23 protein-coding genes are annotated in these 26,399 nt (G+C 59.0%); 13 read left to right on the top strand and 10 right to left on the bottom strand.

All coding sequences use genetic code 11. From position 1 onward, the window contains the following. Positions 1-103: 103 nt before the first annotated feature. From gltX to folC, 6 genes are all read right to left on the bottom strand, one after another. Positions 104-1,513 carry a glutamate--tRNA ligase gene (gene gltX / locus HF327_RS10325; protein ID WP_169108126.1) on the bottom strand — a complete coding sequence of 470 codons (1,410 nt, stop codon included), beginning with the start codon at positions 1,511-1,513 and terminating at the stop codon, positions 104-106. 117 nt (positions 1,514-1,630) lie between these two features. Continuing rightward, the gene (locus HF327_RS10320; protein ID WP_169108151.1) at positions 1,631-2,845 is read right to left on the bottom strand and encodes an O-succinylhomoserine sulfhydrylase; all 1,215 of its coding nucleotides are present in this window, start codon (positions 2,843-2,845) and stop codon (positions 1,631-1,633) included. A gap of 304 nt (positions 2,846-3,149) precedes the next feature. After that, positions 3,150-4,658 carry an amidophosphoribosyltransferase gene (gene purF, locus HF327_RS10315; RefSeq protein ID WP_169108125.1) on the bottom strand — a complete coding sequence of 503 codons (1,509 nt, stop codon included), beginning with the start codon at positions 4,656-4,658 and terminating at the stop codon, positions 3,150-3,152. Between the two features lie 194 nt (positions 4,659-4,852). Next, on the bottom strand, positions 4,853-5,350 hold the full coding sequence (locus tag HF327_RS10310) for a CvpA family protein (RefSeq protein WP_169108124.1): 498 nt from the start codon (positions 5,348-5,350) through the stop codon (positions 4,853-4,855). A gap of 29 nt (positions 5,351-5,379) precedes the next feature. Then, positions 5,380-6,300: an SPOR domain-containing protein gene (locus tag HF327_RS10305; protein ID WP_169108123.1), complete on the bottom strand. Its 921-nt coding sequence runs from the start codon at positions 6,298-6,300 to the stop codon at positions 5,380-5,382. Positions 6,301-6,359: 59 nt separating this feature from the next. After that, positions 6,360-7,685, bottom strand: a complete 1,326-nt coding sequence (gene folC, locus HF327_RS10300; protein ID WP_169108122.1) for a bifunctional tetrahydrofolate synthase/dihydrofolate synthase — start codon at positions 7,683-7,685, stop codon at positions 6,360-6,362. 101 nt (positions 7,686-7,786) lie between these two features. On the opposite strand from folC, the gene HF327_RS10295 reads away from it, so the two are divergent. From HF327_RS10295 to argG, 4 genes are all read left to right on the top strand, one after another. Next, positions 7,787-8,149: an ArsC family reductase gene (locus HF327_RS10295; RefSeq protein WP_169108121.1), complete on the top strand. Its 363-nt coding sequence runs from the start codon at positions 7,787-7,789 to the stop codon at positions 8,147-8,149. A gap of 125 nt (positions 8,150-8,274) precedes the next feature. Further along, positions 8,275-9,072 carry a glycine zipper 2TM domain-containing protein gene (locus tag HF327_RS10290; protein ID WP_169108120.1) on the top strand — a complete coding sequence of 266 codons (798 nt, stop codon included), beginning with the start codon at positions 8,275-8,277 and terminating at the stop codon, positions 9,070-9,072. A 150-nt stretch (positions 9,073-9,222) separates the two neighbouring features. Then, entirely contained in the window at positions 9,223-9,540 is a 318-nt protein-coding gene (ppnP, locus tag HF327_RS10285) for a pyrimidine/purine nucleoside phosphorylase (protein WP_169108119.1), read from the top strand. Between the two features lie 106 nt (positions 9,541-9,646). After that, the gene (argG, locus tag HF327_RS10280) at positions 9,647-10,984 is read left to right on the top strand and encodes an argininosuccinate synthase (protein ID WP_169108118.1); all 1,338 of its coding nucleotides are present in this window, start codon (positions 9,647-9,649) and stop codon (positions 10,982-10,984) included. 104 nt (positions 10,985-11,088) lie between these two features. Here argG and HF327_RS10275 read toward each other — a convergent pair whose 3' ends face one another. After that, entirely contained in the window at positions 11,089-11,547 is a 459-nt protein-coding gene (locus HF327_RS10275; RefSeq protein WP_169108117.1) for a LapA family protein, read from the bottom strand. Positions 11,548-11,669: 122 nt separating this feature from the next. Next, positions 11,670-13,664 carry an acetate--CoA ligase gene (acs, locus tag HF327_RS10270; protein WP_169108116.1) on the bottom strand — a complete coding sequence of 665 codons (1,995 nt, stop codon included), beginning with the start codon at positions 13,662-13,664 and terminating at the stop codon, positions 11,670-11,672. A 364-nt stretch (positions 13,665-14,028) separates the two neighbouring features. Here acs and HF327_RS10265 point away from each other — a divergent pair, with 364 nt between their 5' ends. From HF327_RS10265 to proX (HF327_RS10240), 6 genes are all read left to right on the top strand, one after another. Further along, complete coding sequence (locus HF327_RS10265) at positions 14,029-14,670, top strand: TIGR00645 family protein (RefSeq protein ID WP_198460457.1); 642 nt, start codon at positions 14,029-14,031, stop codon at positions 14,668-14,670. Between the two features lie 727 nt (positions 14,671-15,397). Beyond that, positions 15,398-16,693, top strand: coding sequence for a glycine betaine/L-proline ABC transporter ATP-binding protein ProV (proV, locus tag HF327_RS10260; RefSeq protein ID WP_169108115.1), 1,296 nt, complete (start codon positions 15,398-15,400; stop codon positions 16,691-16,693). Between the two features lie 15 nt (positions 16,694-16,708). Then, positions 16,709-17,959: a glycine betaine/L-proline ABC transporter permease ProW gene (gene proW, locus HF327_RS10255; RefSeq protein WP_169108114.1), complete on the top strand. Its 1,251-nt coding sequence runs from the start codon at positions 16,709-16,711 to the stop codon at positions 17,957-17,959. 28 nt (positions 17,960-17,987) lie between these two features. Then, on the top strand, positions 17,988-19,031 hold the full coding sequence (gene proX / locus HF327_RS10250; RefSeq protein ID WP_169108149.1) for a glycine betaine/L-proline ABC transporter substrate-binding protein ProX: 1,044 nt from the start codon (positions 17,988-17,990) through the stop codon (positions 19,029-19,031). 97 nt (positions 19,032-19,128) lie between these two features. Next, positions 19,129-20,196, top strand: coding sequence for a glycine betaine/L-proline ABC transporter substrate-binding protein ProX (proX, locus tag HF327_RS10245; protein ID WP_407927035.1), 1,068 nt, complete (start codon positions 19,129-19,131; stop codon positions 20,194-20,196). 106 nt (positions 20,197-20,302) lie between these two features. Then, complete coding sequence (proX, locus tag HF327_RS10240; protein ID WP_236024132.1) at positions 20,303-21,352, top strand: glycine betaine/L-proline ABC transporter substrate-binding protein ProX; 1,050 nt, start codon at positions 20,303-20,305, stop codon at positions 21,350-21,352. 98 nt (positions 21,353-21,450) lie between these two features. Here proX (HF327_RS10240) and HF327_RS10235 read toward each other — a convergent pair whose 3' ends face one another. Beyond that, positions 21,451-21,969: a hypothetical protein gene (locus HF327_RS10235; protein ID WP_169108112.1), complete on the bottom strand. Its 519-nt coding sequence runs from the start codon at positions 21,967-21,969 to the stop codon at positions 21,451-21,453. Between the two features lie 123 nt (positions 21,970-22,092). On the opposite strand from HF327_RS10235, the gene HF327_RS10230 reads away from it, so the two are divergent. From HF327_RS10230 to HF327_RS10220, 3 genes are all read left to right on the top strand, one after another. Continuing rightward, positions 22,093-22,782 carry a DUF3334 family protein gene (locus tag HF327_RS10230; RefSeq protein ID WP_169108111.1) on the top strand — a complete coding sequence of 230 codons (690 nt, stop codon included), beginning with the start codon at positions 22,093-22,095 and terminating at the stop codon, positions 22,780-22,782. Between the two features lie 373 nt (positions 22,783-23,155). Next, positions 23,156-23,638 carry a MarR family winged helix-turn-helix transcriptional regulator gene (locus HF327_RS10225; RefSeq protein WP_169108147.1) on the top strand — a complete coding sequence of 161 codons (483 nt, stop codon included), beginning with the start codon at positions 23,156-23,158 and terminating at the stop codon, positions 23,636-23,638. Positions 23,639-23,697: 59 nt separating this feature from the next. After that, complete coding sequence (locus tag HF327_RS10220; RefSeq protein ID WP_169108110.1) at positions 23,698-24,888, top strand: multidrug effflux MFS transporter; 1,191 nt, start codon at positions 23,698-23,700, stop codon at positions 24,886-24,888. A gap of 43 nt (positions 24,889-24,931) precedes the next feature. Here HF327_RS10220 and fumC read toward each other — a convergent pair whose 3' ends face one another. Continuing rightward, complete coding sequence (gene fumC / locus HF327_RS10215) at positions 24,932-26,323, bottom strand: class II fumarate hydratase (RefSeq protein ID WP_169108109.1); 1,392 nt, start codon at positions 26,321-26,323, stop codon at positions 24,932-24,934. Positions 26,324-26,399: the final 76 nt, after the last annotated feature.

Below are 26,399 nucleotides of genomic sequence, written 5' to 3'. Positions count from 1 at the left end.
CAAGCGCTCTCCCAGCTGAGCTATACCCCCCAAATTCCTTCTCCTCACAACACAACCATTTAATTAGTTGCGTTGTGCTGAGCCTCGAATTATAGACAGGTTTTTAGCGATTTTTTAAACGTGCGATAACTTTTTCACGTCCGAGCAGTTCCAGCACTGCATCGACCGATGGAGTGTGGGCCGTTCCCACGGTCAAAACACGCACAGGCATGGCCAGCACAGGCATCTTCACCCCCTGGGCTTTGAGCATTTCCTTGATGGCCGCCGCAATGGCCTCCTTGCTCCATTCCACGCCTTCAATAACAGACACAAACGCATCGAGCAAAGGATTCGCTGCCTCTGTCACATGCTTTGCATAGTCTTCTGCATTGCGCTCTACGCCATCTACATAGAAAACCTTGGCCCAGTTAGCCAGATCAACCAGCGTTTCGCAGCGATCCTTGAACAAAGCGGTAATGCGCACCAGACGATCATCCGCATCCATCACGCTTTCAGTCACACCAGCCTTGATGACAAAAGGCTTGACCAGCTGAGCCAGCTCAGCGTCATCCATAGCCTTCAGGTGCTGGGCATTCACCCAGCGCAGCTTGGCTTCATCAAACTGACCAGCGCTGCGACCTAGGTGATCCAGGTTGAACCACTCCAGGAATTGCGCACGGCTGAAAATTTCATCATCGCCGTGGCTCCAGCCCAGACGGGCCAGATAGTTCACCATGGCATCAGCCAGATAGCCTTCATCACGGTAGGCGGTCACAGCCTTGGCACCGTTGCGCTTGCTCATCTTCTCACCCTGCTCGTTGAGCACGGTCGGCAGGTGGGCAAAAACGGGAACAGCGGCGCCCAAAGCTTCAAAGATGTGGATCTGGCGAGGCGTGTTGTTCACATGGTCATCGCCACGAATCACGTGGGTAATGCTCATGTCCATGTCATCCACGCAGACGCAGAAGTTATAGGTAGGCGTGCCATCAGGGCGCGCAATCACCAGATCATCCAGCTCGGTGTTCTGGAATTCAATACGGCCCTTGCACTTGTCTTCCCAGGCTACAACGCCAGACTGAGGGGTCTTGAAGCGCAGCACAGGCTTCACGCCTTCAGGAATCGCGGGCAGCACCTTGCCGGGCTCTGGGCGCCATGTACCGTCGTAACGTGGCTTCTCCTTGGCGGCCATCTGCTTTTCACGCAGGGCATCCAACTCTTCCATGCTCATATAGCAGGGGTAGACATAGCCCTTTTCTTGCAACGTAGCCAGAACTGCCTTGTAGCGATCCATGCGCTGCATTTGGTAGAACGGACCTTCGTCATGGTCAAGCTTGAGCCACGCCATGCCTTCGATGATCACATCCACCGAAGCCTGTGTAGAGCGCTCCAGATCGGTATCTTCAATACGCAGCACAAATTCGCCGCCATTGGCGCGAGCAAAGGCCCAGGGGTACAGAGCCGAGCGGATGTTGCCCAAGTGGATAAAGCCCGTAGGCGATGGAGCAAAGCGAGTGCGAATTTTGTTAGTAGTCATGTCAAAAAATCCTTGTGCTGCAAATCAAATGTCGAGAGCGCCTTACCTGAATGGAGCATGCTATCAACCAGAGATGCCGAGCAAGAGCCGCTTCGCCGCGAAGCGACTCAGGTGGGGTCACTTCAAAGTGTCTAGCCCACGGGAAAGGTCAGCCTTCAAGTCATCAAGGTGTTCCAAGCCCACGGAAATACGAATCAAGCCCTGACCCACGCCCGCAGCCTGACGCTGGGCTTCGGTCAAACGGCCATGCGAGGTGCTGGCTGGGTGAGTGATGGTGGTCTTCACATCACCCAGATTGGCCGTGATGGAGCACAGACGGGTGCTGTCCACCACATGGAAGGCGTTGGTACGCAGCTGCTCGGCGTTGTCACCAATCACATCAAAGGCAAACACCGCGCCGCCCATACCGTTTTGCTGGCGCATGGCCAGCTCATGCTGCGGATGACTCTTGAGACCGGGGTAGTACATGCGGGCGACCTTGGGGTGCTTCTCCAGCCAGGTCGCAAATTCCAGTGCCGCAGCGCTTTGCGCCTTGACGCGCAAGGCCAGCGTCTCCAACCCCTTCATCACCGTCCATGCGTTGTACGGGGCGATATTCAGACCGCCGCTGCGCAAGAAAGTACCCATGACCTTGTCCACCAGTGCGATGGTGCCGCAGACTGCACCGGCCATGACACGGCCTTGACCATCCAGGAACTTGGTGCCCGAATGCACGATGATGTCTGCACCAAACTTTACGGGCTGCTGCAGCACAGGCGTGGCAAAGCTGTTGTCCACCGCCAGCAAGGCGCCATTGGCGTGAGCCACTTCGGCCAGCGCAGCAATGTCGCACAGGTCGGTCAGCGGATTGGTGGGCGTCTCGGCAAACAGCATGCGAGTGTTGGGTTTCACAGCAGCTTTCCAGGCTTCGATATCGGTTTGCGATACAAAGGTGGTTTCCACACCGAAGCGTGCCATTTCCGTGCCCAGCAGCTTGATGGTGGAGCCGAACATGGATTGCGAGCAGATCACATGATCGCCCGACTTGAGCGCCGTCAACGCCACCAGCAGAATGGCCGACATGCCAGTGGATGTGGCAACCGCGCACTCCGTGCCTTCCATGGCCGCCAGTCGCTTTTCAAAGCTGGTGACGGTGGGGTTGCCGGTGCGGCTATAGGTAAAACCGGGCTCTTCGTTGGCAAAGCGGCGTGCGGCGGTCGCTGCGTCGGGCTGCACAAAGCTACTGGTCATGTACAGGGCTTCGCAATGCTCGCCCCACTGGCTGCGCTCAACCGCTTCACGCACGGCCAAAGTTTCAGGATGCAAACCTTCAGGTAATGTCTTGTTGGTCACAGTCGTCAAATCCAGATGGTTGGTACTGGTCACGAGCACCGCTGCGGGAGTCAATCACCTCCAAGCGTTTTACTCAACCAGATTGACCAGCGGCACTTGCCAGGCCGGTCTTTGAATACGCCTTGCGCAGGCCTTCAGTTTTGAGTCAAATTGCACTCAAGCCCTTTATTGACAGGCGCAGCACGCTCACTTTACAAGAGCAGGCCAAGCGCATGGCAACGATATTGTCCTCCTGAATGAAAAGGGTTGCCTAAGCAACCCATTTCATTCAGTCATTCAGCGCACTGTTTCTGCAATTGCACGCTCAATTGTCTTGCGCATTGGGCAGAGACAGGCGCGAAGTGTCTTCACTTTCCTCTTCGCTGCCACGGTTACGGCCTTCATTCAATGCCGTCACCTCTTCATCGGAGATATCGCCGGTGATGTAGATGCCGTCAAAGCAAGATGCCTCAAAGCCGTCAACCTGAGCATTGATCTTGCCCACGGCCTGCTTCATGGCGTCCACGTCCTGATAAATCAGTGCGTCGCAGCCAATGACTTGGCGAATTTCTTCGACGGAGCGGCCATGGGCCACCAGCTCGGAACGCGTAGGCATGTCGATGCCGTACACATTGGGGTGACGCACGGGTGGCGCAGCCGATGCCAGATACACCTTGTTGGCGCCCGCATCGCGTGCCATCTGCACGATTTCCTTGGAGGTCGTGCCACGCACAATGGAGTCATCCACCAGCAGCACGTTGCGGCCCTTGAACTCGCTACCAATGGCATTGAGCTTCTGGCGCACCGACTTTTTGCGCGCCCCCTGGCCCGGCATGATGAAGGTACGACCCACGTAGCGGTTCTTCACAAAACCTTCGCGGTAAGGCTTGCCCAGCAACTGCGCCAGCTGCATCGCACTGGGGCGGCTCGACTCAGGGATAGGAATCACTGCATCGATTTCATTGGGCGGAACCATCGAGACCACACGCTTGGCCAAGGTCTCACCCATGTTCAGGCGGGCCTGGTAAACCGAGATGCCATCCATGGTGGAGTCTGGGCGCGCCAGGTACACATACTCGAACACGCAAGGGTTCAGCTGACTCTTTTCAGAGCATTGCTGACTTTCAACACGACCATCGTTGTGCACAAAAATTGCTTCACCGGGGGCGATGTCGCGTTCGAACACTTGCGAAGTGCCTTCCAGTGCGACGGATTCGCTGGCCAGCATGATGGAGCCATCCGCACCGCGACCCATGCACAGAGGGCGAATACCGAAGGGGTCACGGAAAGCCAGCAGGCCGTAACCAGCGATCAGAGCGATCACGGAGTACGAACCCTTGATGCGCTTGTGCACCGCACGCACCGCTTCAAAAATATCTTTGCTTTCCAGCGGAGCACCGCTGGATGCGCGACCAATTTCGTGCGCCAGCACATTGAGCAGCACTTCAGAGTCGCTCTCGGTGTTGGTGTGACGGTGGTCGTTATCGGCCAGTTCACGGCGCAGTTGCTTGGCATTGGTGAGATTGCCGTTGTGCACCATGACAATACCGAAGGGCGCATTCACGTAGAAGGGCTGAGCCTCCTCTTCGCTGGATGCATTGCCCGCCGTGGGGTAACGCACCTGACCCAGACCCACATCACCGGGCAGAGCGCGCATATTGCGGGTGCGGAACACGTCCTTCACCATGCCCTTGGCCTTGTGCATGAAGAACTTGCGTTCTTGCTGGGTCACGATGCCGGCTGCATCTTGCCCGCGGTGCTGCAGCAGCAGCAAGGCGTCATAAATCAGCTGATTCACGGGTGCGGTGCTCACCACACCAACGATTCCACACATAGTTGCGTTCCATCTGTTCGCGAAGATTGCTCTTCGCCACACTCGCCTGCTTCGCCACCCATTGGCTAGCCTGCGCTTTGAAATCCGGCATGGCGGATCGCGCCAAAGCCAAATCAACGTCAGCGCTCACTGCGTTTTACAGCAAACACTTTAGCCACTCTTCACTCACGTAAATTGCGACAAAAAACTCTTCTTCAAGAAGCCACTCCAGGCAGATACTGCCCCCACTCAGGCGGCAAGGTTGGTAAAACCCAGCCCAGCGCCGCAGACAGCCAGGGGGACAACGCTGAGTCCAGCCACCACTGCGCCTTGTGCAGCGGGGTGTACTGAATGACCAGTGCCAGCACCAGCAGTAGCACGCCACCACGCAAGACACCAAACAAGGCACCCAGAGTACGGTCTACGGGCCTCAGCCCCACGGCCTCGATCAATTGCTTGGACAGCCAGGAGATGACACCCCAGGCAAACATGGCCCCCACCAGCAACAAGACAAAGCCTGCCGCGTAGCGCAGCTGCATATCCCAACCGTCCAGCGGCAACCAAACTGCAACTTCTTGCGCCCAGGTACGCGCCACCATGAAAGCGACCACCCAGCCCAGCAAGGACAGGACTTCATAGACCAGGCCACGCCAGGCACCCAACAGCATGGAGCCCAGCAATACGGCGATAAAAATCCAGTCCAGCGTGGTCATCAGTCAAAAACGGCGCGCAAAAACTCAAATCATCCCTTAAACACCGACGCTGGAAAGCCCAGTCCCTTGGCTCTGGCTGCGGCTTTATCCGCCTCTTCACGACTCTTGAAAGGCCCCATGCGTACACGTGTGCGCATGCCGTCCTTGGTATCTACTGACTGGGTAAAAGCGCCACTACCGAGCTTGCCCTTGATCTCATTGGCCTTGCTAACTTCAGCAAAAGCGCCAATCTGCACGATAAAGCGCTCATTGCCAGCAGCGTTATCCTTGGCTACAGCTGTGTCTCGTGTGGAGCGGCCTTCCAGCAAAGCGCGGGCACGGGCAGCTTCATCGACCTTTTCAGGCTTGTGCTTTGGCTCAGGCTTGGATTCAGGTTTGGGCTCAGGCTTCTTGGCCTCGGACTCCGGCTTTTTAACTTCCGCCTTGGGCTTTTCTGGCTTGGGTTCAGGTTTCGGCTCTGGCTTCGGCTCGGGTTTGCGCTCGGGCTTGGGCTGCGGCTTAGGTTCAGGCTTGGCCTGAGAAGCAACAACTGCAGCCCCTCCAACAGCCGCCGCTGCTGCAACGGCGCCAGTCACGGGTACGGACGCAACAGAGGGAGCCGGCGCAGCCGCTCTTGATGGAGCCAGAACTTCCTCGCCATCATCCAAAGACGCATTGGCGGCAACGCGACCAGACGAATTACCGGGCACCACCTCTGGGGCCGAATTCGCCTGATCAGGAATTTCAATGGGAATATTCACAGGGATGGGGCGCGGCTGCGTATCAAACAGCAATGGGAAGCCCACCACACCAATCAGCACCAGCGCAGCAGCACCGATAAGGCGATGACGCGCGCGACGGCGCATGTCATCCACGCTTTCGCCTTGGGCCAGGCGGCTGGGCCGCTTGGCTCCAGCCACAGACTCGGCATCATCTTTTTTGCCAGTCCAACGGAAATTGAAAAGTGCCATGAATTTGGACAGGTTGAGGTCAACCGCTGGACATAAAGCCCAGGCGATTGACCGCAGGCTCAGTGAGCCAAGTGTTTGGCGTTCAGACGAGGTGTGCCGTGCTGCAGCACTCCGCCTACGGTGAAGAACGATCCAAAGACCACGATTCTATCAGCGGCATCGCTTGCCTCTACAGCGGCATCCAGTGCCTGCTGAGGATTGGAAAAGGTTTGCATGCTCACATCTTTGCGAATCACACCCTTGGCCTGCAGCTGCATCAGCTTGGCCTTGAGTCCTTCAGCGGAGTCTGCACGCGGCGTTGGCAGATCGGTGAAGTACCAGCGATCAATCAGTGGCCCCACCTTGGTGAGCATGGGCTCCCAATCCTTGTCAGCCATGGCACCGAACACGACATGGGTGGTCGGAAAGTAGCCCATGGCATCCAGATTAGCCGTCAGCGCCGCCACCGAGTGCGGGTTGTGCGCAACATCCAGCACCAGCGTGGGCTGACCCGGAATAATCTGGAAGCGACCGGGCAGCTCCACCATGGACAGACCGGTGCGCACGGCCTGCGCGGTCACGGGCAGCTTGCTGCGAATGGCTTCATAAGCTGCCAACACGCCTGAGGCGTTCATCAGCTGATTGGCACCGCGCAGCGCCGGGTAAGCCAGACCCGCATAGCGGCGGGTGCGACCAGCCCAGCCCCATTGCTGCTTGTCACCGTCGTAATTGAAGTCTTTGCCAAAACGCCAGAGCTCGGCACCGATTTCAGCAGCGTGGTCAATCACGCTTTGCGGAGGCACAGGGTCGCTGACGATGACAGGGCGACCGGCGCGCATGATGCCCGCCTTCTCGCGCCCAATGCTTTCACGGTCCGGACCCAGCAGGTCCATGTGGTCGAGGTCGATGCTGGTGATGATGGCGCAGTCGGCATCCACGATATTGGTGGCATCAAGACGACCGCCCAGACCGACTTCCAGAATCGCTACATCCAGCTTGGACTGGCTCATCAAATGCATGATGACCAAGGTAGTGAACTCAAAGTAAGTGAGCGCAACCTCCTCGCCACCCTTCACTCTGGCCTGCTCTACTGCCTCAAAGTGAGGCAGCAACTCATCGGCTTTGACGATTTCGCCGCCAATACGGCAACGCTCTTCAAAGTGAACCAGATGGGGAGAGGTGTAGACACCAGGGCGGTAGCCGGACTGTAGGGCCACGGCTTCGAGCATGGCGCAAGTTGAGCCCTTGCCATTGGTGCCAGCCACGGTGATGACCGGGCAATCGAATTTCAGGCCCATGCGCTGTGCGACTTCACGCACGCGATCCAGACCCAGGGCAATGTTCTGGGGATGCAGGCGCTCGCAATAAGCAAGCCATGCATCCAAGGTGGGAAATGTGGTGTGCATACTGGGCGCTATTGTCGCCGACAGCCAGAGGCCCTATGAGCTCTGGCACATGGCAAATACGTTACATCCAACTCCAACCGTTTCACTGAAACTGACACCGCATGAGCAAGATCACCACCGTCTATGGCATCCCTAACTGCGATACCGTCAAGAAGGCTCGCACCTGGCTGAGTGAGCAAGGCATCACTTACCAGTTTCACGATTTCAAAAAACAAGGCGTTCCCGCCGAGCGCCTGCCCGACTGGATGCAGGCCGTGGGCTGGGAAAAACTGCTCAACCGCCAGGGCACTACCTGGCGCAAGCTCGATGAAGACACCAAAGCCAGCGCAGTCGATGCCGTCAGCGCAGCCGCCGTAATGCAGGAACATGCCAGTACGATCAAACGCCCCGTGGTGGAATGGGCTGACGGGAAAATCACGATCGGATTCAAGGCTGATGAATGGCAGACCTTCATCAGGCAATAAGCAAATACTCACATTCACACATTGCTTTACCTAGTTTTACCCTGCAGAGTTATCGAATTCACGCAGATCCCATAAACTTTTTCGTGATCTGGCGCGTTATAGCTTCAGAGACAGGAGAGATGTTCATGAAAACTCTGGCAGTTTTGACTTTCACAGCCGCAGCAGCGACCGGTGCATTTGCACAGGAGCAAGGCCGCGTGCTGTCTTCCACCCCTATCACGCAGCAAGTTGCCGTGCCTCAGCAAGTGTGCAACGACCAGCAAGTAGCGGTCGCCCCCCGTCCAAGCGGCGCGGGCGCGGTGGTTGGAGCCATTGCAGGCGGTCTGCTGGGCAATGCCATTGGCGGCGGCGGCGGGCGCGCCGCAGCCACAGGTGCGGGCCTGATTGGCGGCGCCATGCTGGGCAATCAGGTCGAAGCCACTGGCCCAGCCCAGTACCAGACTGTGCGCCAGTGCAGCACGCAGACCTTCTACCAAAACCGCACCATAGGCTACAACGTAACCTATGAGTACAACGGTCGCAGCTACACCACACAGACAACCGATCTGCCCGGCAAGTGGATCGCACTGAATGTGCAGCCTGCCGCCAACAACAGCACTTACGGCAACAACGGCTACTACAGCAATCAGGTGCCGGTGCAAGGTGCTTACTCGACCAGCTACCCACAAAACAGTCAGGGCAACTACCAGGCGGGCTATCCCAGCGATTACCCAAACGGTTATTACGCAACTCAGCCGGTAGCGCCCACGTATTCGACGGGCTCCACCTATTCAGCACCGGACTATGTCGGCCCCCTGTTGCTGGGTGCGGTCATCGGTGCCGGAGCCTACTACGCCACGCGCCCCAATCACTATTACCGGGGTTACGGCGGTGGTTACCGCCCCAACCATGGCCATGGAGGTGGTCACGGCTGGCGCCGCTGATCTGCGCCCAATCGGTCGCCATCAACTGAGCAAGAGCCCCACTACGGGGCTCTTGTTTTTCCTGCCTTTGCCAAGCATTCCCACAGGTACAAATCTCGTGGCCTAAAATCAGAGGTTTTGACCTTCGACCACGCTCAGCGTACTTCTTCCATGACCACTGCATCCATCGACCACGTCAGCCTCACCACCAAGGCCAATGTTTACTTTGACGGCAAGTGCGTCAGCCACAGCTTCACTCTGGCTGACGGCACCAAGAAGTCGGTCGGCGTGGTTCTGCCCGCGACCTTGACTTTTGGCACCGCTGCCGCAGAAATCATGGAATGCGTGGGCGGCGCCTGCGAGTACAAGCTCGACGGCAGCGATGAGTGGAAGAAGTCTGAAGCAGGTGAAAGCTTCCATATCCCCGCGAATTCCAAGTTCGACATTCGCGTGACCGAGGCCTATCACTACATCTGCCATTACGCTTAACCCGCGTTGGAGCAGTGCCTGATACAGGCATAGAAATTTCAAGCCTTTTCAGCCCCAAACGCTTATTCATCAAGCGCTTGCAGCTATCACTTTGAAGAGAAATCTCATGGAAACCATTCTGCAAAATGTTCCCGTCGGCCAGAAGGTCGGCATCGCCTTCTCCGGCGGTCTGGACACCTCCGCCGCTCTGCGCTGGATGAAGAACAAGGGCGCTGTGCCCTACGCTTACACCGCCAACCTGGGCCAGCCCGACGAAGCCGATTACGACGAAATCCCTCGCAAGGCGATGGAATACGGCGCTGAAAAGGCCCGCCTGATCGACTGCCGCCCTCAGCTGGCCAACGAAGGCATTGCCGCCATTCAGTCCGGTGCCTTCCACATCTCCACCGGTGGCATCACCTACTTCAACACAACCCCCCTGGGCCGTGCTGTGACCGGCACCATGCTGGTGGCCGCCATGAAGGAAGACGACGTCAACATCTGGGGTGATGGCTCGACCTTCAAGGGCAACGACATTGAGCGTTTCTACCGCTACGGTCTGCTCACAAACCCAGATCTGAAGATCTACAAGCCCTGGCTGGACAGCACCTTCATCGATGAGCTGGGCGGCCGCGCTGAAATGTCGGCCTTCATGACCCAAGAAGGTTTCGGCTACAAGATGTCGGCTGAAAAGGCCTACTCCACCGACTCCAACATGCTGGGCGCAACCCACGAAGCCAAGGATCTGGAATTCCTGAACTCCGGCATCCGCATCGTGAACCCCATCATGGGCGTGGCTTTCTGGAAGCCTGAAGTCGAAGTCAAGGCGGAAGAAGTCTCCATCACGTTCGACGAAGGCCGCCCCGTGGCCATCAACGGCAAGGAATACACCGACGCTGTCGAAGTCTTCCTCGAATTGAACCGCATCGGTGGCCGCCACGGTCTGGGCATGAGCGACCAGATCGAAAACCGCATCATCGAAGCCAAGAGCCGCGGCATCTACGAAGCCCCGGGCATGGCCCTGCTGCACATTGCCTACGAACGTCTGGTGACCGGCATCCACAACGAAGACACCATTGAGCAGTACCGCATCAACGGCCTGCGTCTGGGCCGTCTGCTGTACCAAGGCCGCTGGTTTGACCCACAAGCCATCATGCTGCGCGAATCCTCGCAGCGCTGGGTGGCCCGCGCCGTGACCGGCACCGTGACGCTGGAACTGCGCCGCGGCAACGACTACTCCATCCTGAACACCGAGTCGCCCAACCTGACTTACGCTCCCGAGCGTCTGTCCATGGAAAAGGTCGAAGACGCGCCTTTCAGCCCCATCGACCGTATCGGTCAGCTGACCATGCGCAACCTGGACCTGATCGACACCCGCGCCAAGCTGGCCATCTACTCGCAGGCCGGCCTGCTGAGCGTGAGCAGCGCAAGCGCCCTGCCCCAGCTGGGCAACGACAAGAAGTAATTCAGGTCGCCCCACAAAAAAGCCGCTGCACTGCAGCGGCTTTTTTTATGCCTTTTTAGCCTCTAGCGCTTGCTAATCAAGCGACATCAGCTATCAATCTTGAATCAAAGGCGGTTGATATTTTGCAGTTGCTGCTCCAGCTGCCCCACATAAGCCGCCGTGCTGTTGTCCGACTCCTGAGCGCGCTGCACCAGATGGGCTTCCAGCACATCCAGGCGAGCCATCAACGCCTCTTTATCCTTGGCATGCAGCGCTTCCAGCACACCGCGCAGCTCGGTAAAGCGCGATGCCTCGGCCTTGTCCGCCAGATCGCGCTGGCTCTGCATTTCCTTGGCGTGGCGACGCGCTTCCATCAGCACCGAGCCCTGCATCCACAGCACATAGGCGATGAAAAAAACGCTGAGCAGGATGGTCAGCGCCAGCATCAGCAAGCCCAGCGGGGCCTCAATCGTCGTCACGCCCAGCGATACCGCGCTAGGGGCTGAAAGTGCCGTCCAGTTAAAGGCCGCCAGCACGGCGATCAGCGCCACGATGATGGCGATGCAAATGGTGCGAAAGTTCATGATCTTCTCCTTGTCTCTGAGATGCCTTGTTTTAACCCAAGAACACACGCTGCCAAGTCAGCCGGAGCCAGAAATGACAAAGCCGCTGTGAGCAGCGGCTTTGTCATTATCGGGCAGTCAGATCAATTGACCTCGGACAGCTGATCCAGGATGGCGGGGTTCTCCAAAGTACTCGTGTCCTGCGTAATCGCCTCACCCTTGGCCAGCGAACGCAGCAGGCGGCGCATGATCTTGCCGCTGCGAGTCTTGGGCAGGTTGTCGCCAAAGCGAATGTCCTTGGGCTTGGCGATGGGGCCGATCTCCTTGGCCACCCAGTTGCGCAGCTCGGCAGCAATCTGCTTGGCCTCTTCGCCCGTGGGTTTGCCGCGCTTGAGCACCACAAAGGCGCAGATGGCTTCACCGGTCAGATCGTCGGGGCGGCCCACCACGGCCGCCTCAGCCACCAGGTCGGTCTTGGCGACCAATGCTGACTCAATTTCCATAGTGCCCATGCGGTGACCCGAGACATTGAGCACGTCATCAATACGGCCGGTGATGCGGAAGTAGCCACGGTCTTCGCTGCGCACCGCACCATCGCCGGCGAGGTAATAGCCCTTGAGTTCTTCAGGGAAGTAGCTCTTCTTGAAGCGTTCGGGGTCCCCCCAAATATTGCGAATCATCGACGGCCAGGGCTTTTTCACCACCAGAATGCCGCCCGAGCCATTGGGGATTTCGTTGCCGGCCTCATCCACAATGGCCGCCGCGATGCCAGGCAAGGGCAGGGTGCAGGAGCCGGGCACCAGCGGCGTGGCACCGGGCAGCGGCGTGATCATGTGACCGCCGTTTTCGGTCTGCCAGAAGGTGTCCACGATGGGGCATTTCTCCTTGCCGATGTTCTTGTAGTACCACATCCAGGCTTCAGGATTGATGGGCTCACCCACCGAACCCAGCAGGCGCAGGCTGCTCAGATCCCAGTTCTTGGGATGCACGCTCTCATCGGACTCGGCAGCCTTGATCAGCGAGCGAATGGCCGTGGGCGCGGTGTAGAAGATGGAGCATTTGTGGCGCTCAATCATCTGCCAGAAGCGGCCCGCATTGGGGAAGGTGGGCACGCCTTCAAACACAATCTGCGTCGCACCTGCGGCCAGCGGGCCGTAGGCCACGTAGCTGTGACCGGTGATCCAGCCGATGTCAGCAGTGCACCAGAAGACATCGCTGTCCTTGGCATCGAACGTCCACTCAAACGTCTGTTTGGCCCACAGCACATAGCCGCCGGTGGCATGCTGCACGCCCTTGGGCTTGCCGGTGGAGCCGCTGGTGTAGAGGATGAACAAAGGGTGCTCGGCATTGACAGGCACCGCCTCGCATTCGGTGGCCTGCCCGGCCAGCGCCTGGGCAAAGCTCAGATCACGGCCTTCGACCATATTGCAGGCCGTGGCGGTGCGCTCGTAAACGAAGATGGTCTTGATGGCTTCGCAGCTGCCCAGCGCAATGGCGTCATCCACGATGGCTTTGAGCGGCAGCTCCTTACCGCCGCGCATCTGGTAGTTGGCGGTGATGACGGCTGTGGCGCCCACGTCCACAATGCGCTCCTGCACGGCTTTAGCCGAGAAGCCGCCAAACACCACCGAATGCGTGGCGCCAATGCGCGCGCAGGCCTGCATAGCCACCACGCCCTCAATGGTCATGGGCATGTAGATCAGCACGCGATCACCCTTTTGCACGCCGCGCGCCTTGAGGGCGTTGGCGAACTGGCTGACGCGGGCCAGCAACTCTTTGTAAGTGACCTTGGTGACTTCGCCGCCATCGGCTTCAAAGATGATGGCCGTCTTGTTCTCCACGGGCGTACCCATGTGCTTGTCCAGACAGTTGGCGCTGGCGTTCAGCTCACCGTCGGCAAACCATTTATAGAACGGCGGGTTGCTCTGGTCGAGCACCTGCGTGAAAGGCTTGGTCCATTGCACGTTCTCGCGGGCCAGTCGCGCCCAGTAACCCTCGTAGTCACGCTCGGCCTCATCGCACAGGGCCTGGTACTGGGCCATGCCCGAGATACGGGCCTTGGCAGCAAAGTCCGCAGGGGGCGGAAATACGCGGTTCTCCACCAGTACGGATTCGATGGGTGATGTCGCTGTGCTCATCGTTTTGTCTCCTGATGCATAAGCAATGAAATTATTGTGGGTGTACTGTCAAGGCTCGGTCTTACATGCCACTGACTGAAATGAGCATCCAGATTTTCTGCGCCAGCAAAGCCGCGATTCACTCCCATTTTTGCAGCAGCAAGTGCACATACAGTCTTGATTTGCTTGCAATTTTGTCAAAACACCTCAGAACAAACCCTTAGAATCGCGCACCTGCTGCCAGCGGGGTCCGCGCAAGGCGCTGCATGACCTCATCGGCACAGCCAGTCCGGGACGCGGCCCCATCAAAACCAGTCTTTCAAGGTGGCGCGCCCCATCGCCCTCCTCCTTCAACGGCCTCACAGGCCGGACCCGCACACACATCATGAGCCGCATCCACTCCGACGAAGCAGGCACCTCATCCTCCAAATCGCCTAAGGCGAGCTATCAAGCTCCGGCTGCGCTGCGGCCCCTGCCCTCCCTGATCTTTGCCAGCCGCTGGCTGCAGCTGCCCCTCTATCTGGGGCTGATTGCAGCGCAGGGCGTCTATGTCTGGCACTTTCTGCTGGAGCTATGGCATCTGGTCGAGGCCGTCTTCGGCAACAAAGAAGCCCTGCAGGCCCTGATCACCAACATTGGCTATAAGAGCGATGTACAGATCACCCATCTCAACGAGACCATCATCATGCTCGTGGTGCTGGCGCTGATCGACGTGGTGATGATCTCCAACCTGCTGATCATGGTCATCGTGGGTGGCTACGAAACCTTTGTCAGCCGCATGGGCCTTGAGTCTCACCCCGACCAACCCGAGTGGCTGAGCCATGTGAACGCCTCGGTGCTCAAGGTCAAGCTGGCGCTGTCCATCATCGGCATCAGCTCCATCCACCTGCTCAAGAGCTTCATCAACGCGGGCAGCTACGAGGTGCAGGTGCTGATGTGGCAGACCATCATCCACGTGGTCTTCCTGCTCAGTGCACTGGCCATTGCGCTGACAGACAAGCTGACGCAAAGCGCCCACCAACACTAAGTCCTGGCACTTTCCAGCCACATTCCTGAAAAGCCCCGCATGGTTCGCCATGACGGGGCTTTTTCTTACCCCTTAACCCAGCAAAAGTCATCAAAAGCTGACAACCGGTAAAAAAAAGCCATTAATCAGCAGAAACCCCTTATCTATCAATCACTTATTGCTCTGTTTTTAGGGTATGTAAATGTTTCAAGCCCATTGTTTCATGACTGCTGAGCGCCCAATGCTTACAGTTCGATTTGACGCATAAAACTCAATTCGATATATTAAAAAGTCATTTACAACCTGCCGCGCAGGTCGTCACCGTATTTTTTGAACGCGGCTGACTCACTCCCGGCGGATCGTTGTGTCAATCACAGGAGCTTCTCGCTCCTTTGGCGCAGCCCCGTCAACCGGGCCGAAACACGGCCCTGATGCATGGGGGCTTCTCCCGGTCTAAAGCACCGGAAGCTAGCCTGACAAGAAGAAGCGCATGGGCGTGCCAGTCGGTACCCCTGGTGCCAGCCACCCGCTTCTTCACATTTGACAGCTCTTGCGCACACCTCGCTTGTGCCATCCGGGCTGAATCCCGGCGCCGCCATGGCGCCATCTGCATCGCGCAGTCCTGCCCACAAGGCCGGGCTGAGCGGCAGCATCAGGGCTCATTTTTGGCTTGTGCGCCAGCGCCTACCGGCATTGCCGGTTGTGGGCGCTGGACTGTGTTCCATCTCACCCAAAGGAGAACGCCACAGTGGCCAAGCAAATCGCTATTGATCATGTCTTCAAGGTCTTCGGCAACGATTCGAAAACCGCGCTCAACCTCGTGAAACAAGGCCTGAGCAAGCAAGAAATTCTTGCCCAGACCGGGCAATCCATCGGCGTATTCGACGCCCACTTCACCATCGAAGCTGGTGAAATTTTTGTTGTCATGGGCCTGTCGGGTTCGGGCAAGTCCACGCTGGTGCGCATGCTCAACCGTCTGATCGAGCCCACCAGCGGCCGCATTCTGGTGGACGGTCAGGACATCAACGAACTCAGCGACAAAGAGCTGCGCGCTCTGCGCCGCAAAGACATCTCCATGGTGTTTCAGTCATTTGCGCTGATGCCCCATCTGACGGTGCTGGACAACACGGCCTTTGGCCTTGAGCTGGCAGGCGTGGACCGCGCCACACGCCAGAAGCAGGCGCAGGATGCACTGGAGCAAGTGGGCCTGGGCGGCTGGGGCGCAAGCTACCCCGACGAACTGTCCGGTGGCATGCAGCAGCGCGTGGGCCTGGCCCGTGCACTCGCATCCGACCCCTCCATCCTGCTAATGGATGAGGCCTTCTCGGCACTCGACCCCATCATCCGCACCGAGATGCAGTCAGAGCTGCTGCGCCTGCAAGAAATCAAGCGCCGCACCATCGTCTTCATCTCCCACGATCTGGACGAGGCCATGCGCATCGGTGACCGCATTGCCATCATGAAGGACGGCATGGTGCAACAGGTCGGCACACCTGATGAAATCCTGCGCAACCCGGCCAACGACTATGTGCGCACCTTTATCCAGGGCGTGGATGCTGCGGCCGTGTTCAAGGCTTCCGACATCGCCCGTCAGGCGCTGACCGTGATTTCGGAGCACAGCGACCGCGGCTGCCGCGCCGCACTGCGCCTGCTGGAAGATTCTGACCGCGACCATGCCTATGTGCTCAGCGCCCGCAAGCGTTTTCTGGGGGTCGTGTCCTCGCAATCGCTGCGCGATGCGCTGCACGGCCATGAAGGAATGCTGGGACTCAAGCATGCCTTCATCCCCGATGTACAAGCCATTGCCAGCAACACGCCAGTGGCCGAGCTGTTTGGCGCCGTGGCCGCACCACCCTTCCCGCTGCCGGTGGTCGACGAAGACGGCAAATACCTGGGTGTCATCAGCCGCACCACCATGCTGAAATTCCTGGACCGCGCCACCCCGCCCGTGCCGCCGCCCCAGCAGGAAATTCCGCCCGTCAAGCTGGATACGCATTTCCAGTCCACACCGAACAAGCAAGCTGCCCTGCATGCAGCGCAATAAGAGGAGGGAGCCGATTTGAACGACAACACACTGAACAACCCAACCACCGACGGCACCGCAGCCAGCGCTGCGTTTAATGATCCCTGGGCCGCAGCCTCGGCTCCCTCAGCCGAGCCGGCGAGCGGCACCGCTGCTCAAAGTGCTGCAGATGCCGACCCTTGGGCGGCCTCCTATGCAGAGCCCGTCCCAGCCAGTGGCAGCGACGCCTGGAACAGCGGCGATGCGGCTGACCAGGTCAGCAGTACCGACTGGCTCAGCGCCCCCTCTCCCACCGACATTCCCGAACATGACGGCGGTATCGGTCAGCTCTGGCACCAGATCACCACCGAAGGCCTGCCCGTGCAGGACTCCATCAACAACGGCCTGGCCTGGGTTGTCGATCATTTCCGCCCCTTCTTCCAGGCTGTGCGCACGCCAATCGATGCCACGCTCAACGGCGTGACCGATGTGCTGCAGACCATTCCCATGCCTGTGCTGGTGCTGCTGATTGCCTTGCTGGCCTGGCAGTTTGCGGGCCGCAAGCTGGCCATCGGCGCGGCACTGTCCCTGCTGGGCGTGGCGGTGCTAGGCATCTGGCCTGAGGCCATGGTCACTCTGGCGCTGGTGCTGACCTCGCTGTTCTTCTGCATCGTGATCGGCCTGCCCTCAGGTATTTTCCTGGCCAGCAGCGACCGTGCCCAGCGCTGGACACGCCCGCTGCTGGACGCCATGCAGACCACGCCCGCTTTTGTCTATCTGGTGCCCGTGGTCATGCTGTTTGGCATTGGCAACGTCCCCGGCGTCATCGTGACCATTGTGTTTGCTTTGCCACCGCTGATTCGCCTGACGAATCTGGGTATTCGTCAGGTACGCCCCGACCTGATTGAAGCCAGCCGCGCCTATGGCGCATCGCCCGCACAGTTGCTGTGGAAGGTGCAACTGCCACTGTCCATGCCCTCCATCATGGCGGGTATCAATCAGGCGCTGATGCTGTCGCTGTCCATGGTCGTCATCGCCTCCATGATTGCCGTGGGCGGTCTGGGCCAGATGGTGCTGCGCGGCATTGGTCGCCTGGATATGGGGCTGGCCACGGTGGGCGGTCTGGGCATTGTGCTGCTGGCCATTGTGCTCGACCGTATCACGCAAGCCATGGGCGAGCCCAAGCGCGGCAGTGCCCGCTGGTGGGCGACTGGCCCCGCCGGGGTTGTTGTACGTCTGCTGAAAAAGCCTCAAGCCGCCCCCGCGCCGCAGCGCAGCGGTGAACCTGCCAAGCCCGCTGCGGTTTGAACCCGAAAAACGAGGAGGACCTATGAACATGACTCACAACGCCCCCCGCATGCGCCAGAACCTCGGCCACTGGCTGCTTGCCAGCACGGCCGCAGCCACCATGGCGCTCGCGGGCACAAACGCCTTTGCCGCTAACGACCTTCCCGGCAAGGGCGTGAAAGTACACCCGCTCAAAAGCTCGATCGCCGAGGAAAGCTTCCAGACCCAGCTGGTCATGAAGGCTCTGGAAAAGCTGGGCTACGAAGTGCAGCCCATGAAAGAGGTGGAGTACCCAACGGCCCATATTGCGCTGGCGAATGGGGATGCGACTTTCATGGCCAACCACTGGAACCCGCTGCACGCTGACTATTACAAGAACGCGGGCGGCGATGCCAAGCTCTACCGCAAGGGCGTTTTCTCAGCCAATGCAGCGCAGGGCTACCTGATCGACAAAAAGACGGCGCAGGCCTATGGCATCACCAACCTGGGGCAGTTGCAAAAGCCTGAGATTGCCAAGCTGTTTGACACCGACGGCGATGGCAAGGCCGACCTGACCGGCTGCACCCCCGGCTGGGGCTGTGAAGCCATGATTGAACACCAGCTCACTGCCTACAAGCTGCGCGATACCGTCACGCACAAGCAAGGCACTTACTCGGCGCTGATGGCGGACACCATTACCCGTTACCAGGCGGGCAAGCCCATTCTTTACTACACCTGGACGCCTTACTGGGTGAGCAATGTACTCAAACCCGGCAAGGAGGTGGTGTGGCTGGAGGTTCCGTTCTCCGCCCTGCCCGGGGAACAGTCGGGCACGGACACCAAGCTGGCCAACGGCAAAAACTACGGTTTCATCGCCAACAGCCAGCAAATCGTGGCCAACAAAACCTGGGCCGAGCATAACCCTGCCGCCGCCAAACTGTTTGAAGTCATCACGCTGCCCGTAGGCGATATCAACGCCCAGAACTTCATGATGAGCCAGGGGCAGAACAAGCAGTCGGACATAGAGCGCCACACCAACAGCTGGATCAAGGCCCATCAAAAGACATTTGATGGCTGGATCAGCCAGGCCCTGGCCGCCGCCAAAAAGCCCTGATCAACCCAGACCAGACAGATGACGGCGACCGCTTTGGCGGCCGCCGTTTTTTTCGGGCCAACCAGCCCAGCAACTGCAAGGAGAAATAACAACAATGATGAAGACAATGCAAAGCATGACATCGCCCCAGCTCGCCAAACGCCAGTGGCTCCTGGCCGCAGCAGCCACCGCCGTACTTGGCCTGGGCCCCACAAGCAGCTGGGCGGCAAGTCAGAATTCACCAGGGGCAGCACTGCCGGGCAAGGGCATTACGGTACTGCCCGTCAAAAGTGCGCTGGCTGAAGAGAATTTTCAGACCCTGCTGGTGATGAAGGCGCTCCAGCAACTGGGCTACACCGTCAAGCCCTGGGAAGAGCTGGACTACCCGCTGATCCATTTGGCCGTTGCCAATGGCGATGCCACCTTCATGGCCAACCACTGGAATCCGCACCATGCCGAGTTCTACAAGCAAGCTGGTGGCGATGCCAAGTTATCGCGCAAAGGCGTGTACTCTGCAGGTGCAGCCCAAGGCTACGTGATCGACAAAAAGACTGCTGACGCCTACAAGATCACGCACATCGACCAACTCAAAGACCCCAAACTGGCTGCGCTGTTTGACATGAACGGCGACGGCAAGGCCGACCTCATAGGCCCCAACGCAGGCTGGGGCGGAGAAGCCGTAGTGGCGCACCAGATCAACGCCTTTGGCCTGAAGAATACCGTCACCTACACACAGGGAAACTACCCCGCCCTGATTGCGGACACGCTGTCGCGCTTCAATGCAGGCAAGCCCGTGCTGTATTACGCGTGGACGCCCTACTGGCTCAGCAATGTGCTGCGCCCAGGCCATGAAGTCGTGTGGCTGCAGGTGCCGTTTTCCTCCATGCCAGGCGTGCAGGCGGGTACGGACACAAAGCTGCCCAACGGCCGCAACTACGGTTTCCCGCTGAATAACGAGTACATCGTGGCGAACAAGGTCTGGGTAGAAAAGAACCCGGCTGCAGGCAAACTGTTCGAAATCATGCAGCTCCCCCTCAATGACATCAGCCAGCAGAACCGCCTGCTCAACGATGGAGAGAGCAAGCCCGCCGACATCAACCGCCATGTGGACAGCTGGATCAAGGCCCACCAGAAGACCTTTGACGGCTGGATTACCCAGGCCAAGGCCGCAGCTCAGAAGTCCTGATTTTCGCAACGGCGCACCGAAGCTATTTCGGGCGCCGTTTTTCTTTGTCTCTTCCGCTTTTCCACGCCGATTCAGGGGTAGGCACCCAGCATCCAAGGAGCAATCTATGAACCGCATCACTTTGGCAAACCACTTCCACCCACATCAGCAGCGCCAGCCCAGACTCGGCCTCATCGCCGCCGCCGCGCTGCTGGCCTTTGGCGCCGCACAGGCGCAGACGGCTGCAGGCGACCTTCCGGGCAAAGGCGTCTCGGTACAACCCATCAAGGGCACGGTGGATGAGGAGTTGTTCCAGACCCAGCTGGTTTCGCGTGCTCTGGAAAAGCTGGGTTACCAAGTGCAACCCATCAAAAGTTTGGAAAACGGCACCCAGCATGTGGCTGTAGCCCAGGGGGATGCGACGTTTACCGCCACGCACTGGATGCCGCTGCACCGCGCTTTCTATGAAAACAACGGCGGCGACAAAGCCTTCTATCGCGCAGGCACCTATTCGCGCAATGCCGTACAGGGCTATCTGATCGACAAGGCCACGGCAGAGAAATACCAGATCACCAGCATCACGCAGCTCAAGGACCCAAAGCTGGCTGCGCTGTTCGACACCGATGGTGACGGCAAGGCCGACCTGACGGGCTGCAACCCCGGCTGGGGCTGCGAGCTGGCCATCAACAAACATCTCAAGGGACTGAATCTGGAGTCAAGCATCGCCCACAAACAAGGCAACTATCAGGCCCTGATTGCCGACACCATCACCCGCCACAAAAGCGGCAAGCCCATTCTTTACTATGTCTGGACGCCATTCTGGGTGAACACCGTGCTGCGCCCCGGCAAGGAGGTGAGCTGGCTGGAAGTGCCAAATATCCCCGACGCACAAGGCGAGGACCAAACCCAGCTGTCCAATGGCAAGAACTACGGTTTCAAGCTCAACCAGCAATACATCCTGGCCAACAAGGCCTGGGCCGAGAAGAACCCCGCCGCAGCCAAGCTCTTTGCCGTGATGCAGCTACCTATCGAAGACATCAACGCCCAGAACATGCGCATGCGTCAGGGCGAGAGCAGCTCAGCCGATGTCAGCCGCCATGTAGACGGCTGGATAAAGGCCCACCAGCAAACCTTTGACGGCTGGCTGGCGCTGGCACGCGCCGCAGCTCATCAATAAGCATTAAAACGGGCTCAAGCGCTTATCAATAAAGCGCAAACAGCTATCAAAAAGAACCGGCCATGAAGGCAGGTTCTTTTTGGTGGGGTTCTGTGCGATTACCAGCTGGACTTGCCATTGGCGCAAGTCGATTGGCTCGACAGGCTGACAAAGCGCTCCACACGCAGCGCCAGCATCTTGCGACCTTGCTGGGCCAGCACCGGGTCACTGACCGGGCGTTCCACCACCCGGCCCTGCACCTCGGCCAGCATGCTCACGGCAGCGTTGCTGCGCGTGTTCAGGTAGGCCTGCTCCAGCAGCACGTTATCGGCCTCGGGCAGCACGGCAATGAATTGGCCGGACTCGCACTCCTGAAAGCGCCCTGTCTCGCCTTCCAGGCTATAGAGGCCCTGCCAGCGACCGCTTTCCCGGCTGACCTTCAGGCCCGATGGCAAAGGCGCTTGCTCAGCGGCCTTGGGTGGAACTGCACCCGCAGCCTGCTTCTTACCGCTGAGGCTGGACCAGGTCTTGTCCCAGGTCTGGGAGACCTTGCCCGTCATATTGGAGACGGTGGAACAAGCCGTCAGACTCGTCACCACGATGGCACTGGCGGCCAGACGCCACAGCTTGCTGTGCATGAATACCTCAGATTTTCCAAAAACAGGCACGTTACCAGAGTGCGAACGCCCGTAATCCGTAGCGATATCTGGCTGTGACAAAGTGTTGCATACATAATCACGCATCATCGAATCACTTGCGCCATGAGTACACACAACGCCCCCATCATTCACGGCACTGAAGATGTGCTGATTGCCCTGTGCAACTCCGTATCGGGCGTGCTGCAGGTCGCCACCCAGTGCCCCATTCAGTATTCAGGCATGGTGCAGCGCATCACCAAGACCAGTCTCAAGCCTGATATTGGCTGCTTTGTGCTGATTGACGGCGGCTTCTCGGCGCTCATCATCATCAATTTCTCGGCCGAAGCAGCCATGGAGCTGTACCGCAGCTACCTGCTTTCCATGGGCATGGCAGAGAGCGATCTGGCCAACTCCTACACCTCTGACGAGGTGAGTAACGTCATGGGCGAGCTGATGAACCAGGTCGTGGGCGACTTCACCAGCAAGGTACAGCGCGAGCTGCAAACCCATATCGCGCAAAGCCAGCCCAAGATGATCCGCCTGAACAAGCAGGTCAACCTGAGCGTGGATGCCAATCTGGACGCCCCCGAGGCCCGCCGCGTCACTTTTTATACCGGCAACAACAACATCTTCTATCTGGAGATGGCTGTGGATCACATGGAATTCATCAAGATCAAGGACTTCGAGCCACAGGAAAAGCCCGATCCTGACCTGGTCATGGCCCAGACCCGCGAAGCCCATGCCAAAGCAGCGCCAGCCGTAGCCGCAAGCAATAGCGACACGGACGATCTGCTCAAGTCTCTCGGTCTGTAAAGCAACCATTCAGGGGCGAGGCAAGCGCCCCTGAAGCTCAAGCCAGCCCTTGCCCCGGCCTGTCAGCGCCTTCACTGACAGGCTACACGCACCAGACTCCGCCAATCCCCAAGCCAGGGCGATTGCGCGATGCCGGCAGCAAGTTTCCTGTTGTTTGCTGCTGTTGTAATGCCGCTCCTGTTCTCGCGCAGGCTCCCGGACACGGCACAGGCCAACCCACGCTCTCCCCAGACCCGCCAATACAAACCTTGGTGCGTCCTTGTTGCGCAGCCTTGTCGTTCTTTGAACGCTCAGCGCAGGCAAAAACCCTAGAGGCAGCATCAATGCATGCATGAACAATAATTTGAATACCAATTATTTGAATTGCCGCACCATGCCCAACCACTCATCCCTGTCAAACCGCCAGCGCCAACTCATGTTCGCCATGGCGCAAGTCAACAAGCAGTGGCGGCGCTCGCTCGACCGTGTGCTTGCTCCAATGGGCCTGACGCAGGCGCTATGGCTGCCGCTGGTGCATCTGGAACGCAGCCAGGGTGCCATGCGGCAAAAAGATCTGGCGCAGGCCCTGGCGCTGGATAGTTCTTCCATCGTGCGCCTGATTGATGGCTTGCAGGCGCAGGGCTGGGTAGAGCGGCTGGATGATGCGGACCGCCGCGTCAAGCGCATACAACTCACCGCAGCGGGCCAAGACAAGGTGGAGGCCGTGAAGCAAGTCGTCGCCGAGGTGCGCGGCGAGGTCATGCAGGACTTCCCTGCCGAGCTGCTCGATCAAACGCTGGGCGCACTGGACACCCTGCTCAGCAAGATGGCCGCTATGGAAGCAATCGCTACGGGCGCAGAGCAGCCAGACAGCTGACGTCAAGTTCAGCCTCTCGTCTCGCAACCTTCAGCGCCTCCGTTCTCCGATCGCCCTTCATGCCACGTACTGCTTCCCCTGCTCTCAAAGCTCCCTTATGGCTGCTGGCCATGGTCACCATTGGCGGCACGCTTGCCATGCACATGTTCATCCCGGCCCTGCCGGATGCCGCCAGACAGCTTGGCAGCAGCAACGGCCAGATGCAGCAGACCATCACCGTCTACATCATGGGCATGGCGCTGGGGCAACTGATCTATGGCCCCATGTCCGATGCGCTGGGGCGCCGCCCCGTTCTTCTGGCGGGCCTCAGCCTCTACACAGTGGCCAGCCTGCTCGCCTTCATCGCACCCAGCACTGACATGCTGATTGGTGCGCGGCTGCTGCAGGCGCTGGGTGGCTGCGCAGGTCTGGCGCTGGGCCGCGCCATTGCGCGCGATACAGCCACGCCAGAGAACGCCGTGGGCAGCCTGGCCCTGCTCAACCTGATGATGATGATGGGCCCGGGCATCTCCCCCTCTATCGGCTCCGGGCTGGATGCCGTGTTTGGCTGGCGCTCCATCTTTGCCGCACTGGCCTTGATGGGTCTGGTCACCGCCATCTGCGTATGGCGCCTGCTGCCTGAAACCGGCCGCCCCACAGGCCAGTTGAACTGGCGCACCGTGCGCACCGATTACCGCACCCTGCTGGGCTCGCCCCAGTTCCTGGGTTTTGCCATTGGCGGCGGGGGTGCAACCACCTCCCTGTATGCGTTTATTGCCGCAGCACCTTTCATCTTTATCGAGCAACTCCACACCAGCAAGGCCGAAGTGGGCCTGATTCTGGGCCTGCTGATGGGTGGCATGGCACTGGGCAATGTGCTGGCCCGCCAGCTGATTCAGCGCGTTTCACTCGACAAACTGATGCTGGGTGGCAACCTGCTCAGCCTGAGCTGCGCCGGCGCGCTGCTGGCGCTGACCCTGATGCAGCAGCTCAATGTGGTGCTGGCCGTTTCGCTGATGACGCTGTTCACCATAGGCTCAGGCATGACCAGCCCCGCCGCGCTGGCCAAGGCACTGGGCGTACACCCTCAGCTGACAGGCTCAGCCGCCGGCGTCTATGGATTTGCCCAGATGGCCGTGGGCGGAATCTGCACCATGGCAGCCAGCGTGGGCGACAACCCCTCACTCTCCGCCTTTTCCGTGTTGCTCATTGCGGGCATGCTGGGACAACTGGGCTTTCGTTTTGCGATAAGCAAAAACCATAGCGCTTAGCGCTTTACCTGAAAGCGCTACAGGTACTTTTAACTCCGATCGATCAGAGATTACCCACCATTTGCTCTGGCACCACCCACTGATCAAACTGCTGGGCCGTGACATGACCGCTGGCAATGGCGGCATCACGCAGGCTGCTGCCCTCCTTGTGCGCCTTCTTGGCGATAAAGGCGGCCTTGTCGTAGCCGATATGGGTGTTAAGCGCAGTCACCAGCATGAGCGAGCGGCCCACCAGCTCATCAATGCGTGCGCGGTTGGGCTCAATGCCCACGGCGCAGTGGTCGTTGAAGCTGAGCATGCCATCGGCCAGCAGGCGCACGCTTTGCTGAAAATTATGCGCAATCAGGGGCCGAAACACATTCAGCTCAAAGTTGCCCGAGGCACCGCCAAAATTAATCGCCACATCGTTGCCAAAGACTTGGGCGCACAGCATGGTCACCGCTTCTGACTGCGTAGGGTTGACCTTGCCCGGCATGATGGAGGAGCCAGGCTCATTCTCAGGAATCGAGATTTCACCCAGCCCGCTGCGCGGGCCAGAAGCCAGCCAGCGCACATCATTGGCGATCTTCATCATGCTGGCGGCTATGGTTTTCAGAGCACCATGCGCATGCACCAGGCCGTCACAACTCGCCAACGACTCAAATTTATTGGGCGATGTGACAAACGGGTAGCCCGTCAACTGGGCCAGCTCCGCCGCCACACCTTCGGCATAGCCCTTGGGCGCATTCAGGCCTGTGCCCACCGCCGTGCCGCCCAGCGCCAGCTCATACAGATGCGGCAGCGCCGCACGTACATGGGCTTCCCCATGGGCCAACTGTGCTACCCAGCCGGATATTTCTTGCCCCAGCGTCAGCGGTGTGGCGTCTTGCAAGTGAGTGCGGCCAATTTTGACGATATCGGCAAACGCCTCGCTCTTGGCCTGCAAAGTAGCGCGCAGCTGGGCCATGGCGGGCAGCAGTCGGTTCTGCATCGCCGCCACCGCCGCCACATGCATGGCCGTGGGGTACACATCGTTGCTGGACTGGCTCTTGTTCACATCGTCATTGGGGTGTACCAGGCGCGCTTCACCGCGCTCGCCGCCCAGCAACTCGCTGGCACGGTTGGCCAGTACCTCGTTGACGTTCATATTGGTTTGCGTGCCAGAGCCGGTCTGCCACACCACCAGCGGGAACTCTCCCAGGTGCTTGCCACTCAATACCTCATCGGCTGCCGCATTGATGGCCTGCGCTTTCTGTGCATCCAGCAAACCCAGAGCATGATTGACGGTGGCGCTGGCTTTTTTTACCTGCGCCAGCGCAGCAATGATCTCAAGCGGCTGGCGCTCTCCGCTGATGTCAAAATTCTTGAGCGAGCGCTGAGTCTGCGCCCCCCAGAGCTTGTCGGCCGGAACATCAATCAGGCCAAAAGTATCTTTTTCCTGGCGAATCGCTGTCATAGAAACACTCCTTGAAATACAACTTGGCGCCTCTGCCGAGACGACGCTGCGCCTGACAAACGCTTGAAAAAAGCCC

Origin of the sequence: Comamonas suwonensis, assembly GCF_012844455.2 — a bacterium.
GTDB lineage: Bacteria > Pseudomonadota > Gammaproteobacteria > Burkholderiales > Burkholderiaceae_C > Comamonas > Comamonas suwonensis.
This window is presented reverse-complemented; position numbering and strand designations above follow the sequence as displayed.

What these genes read in the sequence shown, in the direction of transcription:
- gltX (WP_169108126.1), bottom strand. Translation starts at nt 1,513, where the DNA reads ATGACTACTAACAAAATTCGCACTCGCTTTGCTCCATCGCCTACGGGC.
- purF (WP_169108125.1), bottom strand. Translation starts at nt 4,658, where the DNA reads ATGTGTGGAATCGTTGGTGTGGTGAGCACCGCACCCGTGAATCAGCTG.
- HF327_RS10310 (WP_169108124.1), bottom strand. Translation starts at nt 5,350, where the DNA reads ATGACCACGCTGGACTGGATTTTTATCGCCGTATTGCTGGGCTCCATG.
- HF327_RS10305 (WP_169108123.1), bottom strand. Translation starts at nt 6,300, where the DNA reads ATGGCACTTTTCAATTTCCGTTGGACTGGCAAAAAAGATGATGCCGAG.
- folC (WP_169108122.1), bottom strand. Translation starts at nt 7,685, where the DNA reads ATGCACACCACATTTCCCACCTTGGATGCATGGCTTGCTTATTGCGAG.
- HF327_RS10295 (WP_169108121.1), top strand. Translation starts at nt 7,787, where the DNA reads ATGAGCAAGATCACCACCGTCTATGGCATCCCTAACTGCGATACCGTC.
- HF327_RS10290 (WP_169108120.1), top strand. Translation starts at nt 8,275, where the DNA reads ATGAAAACTCTGGCAGTTTTGACTTTCACAGCCGCAGCAGCGACCGGT.
- ppnP (WP_169108119.1), top strand. Translation starts at nt 9,223, where the DNA reads ATGACCACTGCATCCATCGACCACGTCAGCCTCACCACCAAGGCCAAT.
- argG (WP_169108118.1), top strand. Translation starts at nt 9,647, where the DNA reads ATGGAAACCATTCTGCAAAATGTTCCCGTCGGCCAGAAGGTCGGCATC.
- HF327_RS10275 (WP_169108117.1), bottom strand. Translation starts at nt 11,547, where the DNA reads ATGAACTTTCGCACCATTTGCATCGCCATCATCGTGGCGCTGATCGCC.
- acs (WP_169108116.1), bottom strand. Translation starts at nt 13,664, where the DNA reads ATGAGCACAGCGACATCACCCATCGAATCCGTACTGGTGGAGAACCGC.
- HF327_RS10265 (WP_198460457.1), top strand. Translation starts at nt 14,029, where the DNA reads ATGAGCCGCATCCACTCCGACGAAGCAGGCACCTCATCCTCCAAATCG.
- proX (WP_169108149.1), top strand. Translation starts at nt 17,988, where the DNA reads ATGACTCACAACGCCCCCCGCATGCGCCAGAACCTCGGCCACTGGCTG.
- proX (WP_407927035.1), top strand. Translation starts at nt 19,129, where the DNA reads ATGAAGACAATGCAAAGCATGACATCGCCCCAGCTCGCCAAACGCCAG.
- proX (WP_236024132.1), top strand. Translation starts at nt 20,303, where the DNA reads ATGAACCGCATCACTTTGGCAAACCACTTCCACCCACATCAGCAGCGC.
- HF327_RS10235 (WP_169108112.1), bottom strand. Translation starts at nt 21,969, where the DNA reads ATGCACAGCAAGCTGTGGCGTCTGGCCGCCAGTGCCATCGTGGTGACG.
- HF327_RS10230 (WP_169108111.1), top strand. Translation starts at nt 22,093, where the DNA reads ATGAGTACACACAACGCCCCCATCATTCACGGCACTGAAGATGTGCTG.
- HF327_RS10225 (WP_169108147.1), top strand. Translation starts at nt 23,156, where the DNA reads ATGCCCAACCACTCATCCCTGTCAAACCGCCAGCGCCAACTCATGTTC.
- HF327_RS10220 (WP_169108110.1), top strand. Translation starts at nt 23,698, where the DNA reads ATGCCACGTACTGCTTCCCCTGCTCTCAAAGCTCCCTTATGGCTGCTG.
- fumC (WP_169108109.1), bottom strand. Translation starts at nt 26,323, where the DNA reads ATGACAGCGATTCGCCAGGAAAAAGATACTTTTGGCCTGATTGATGTT.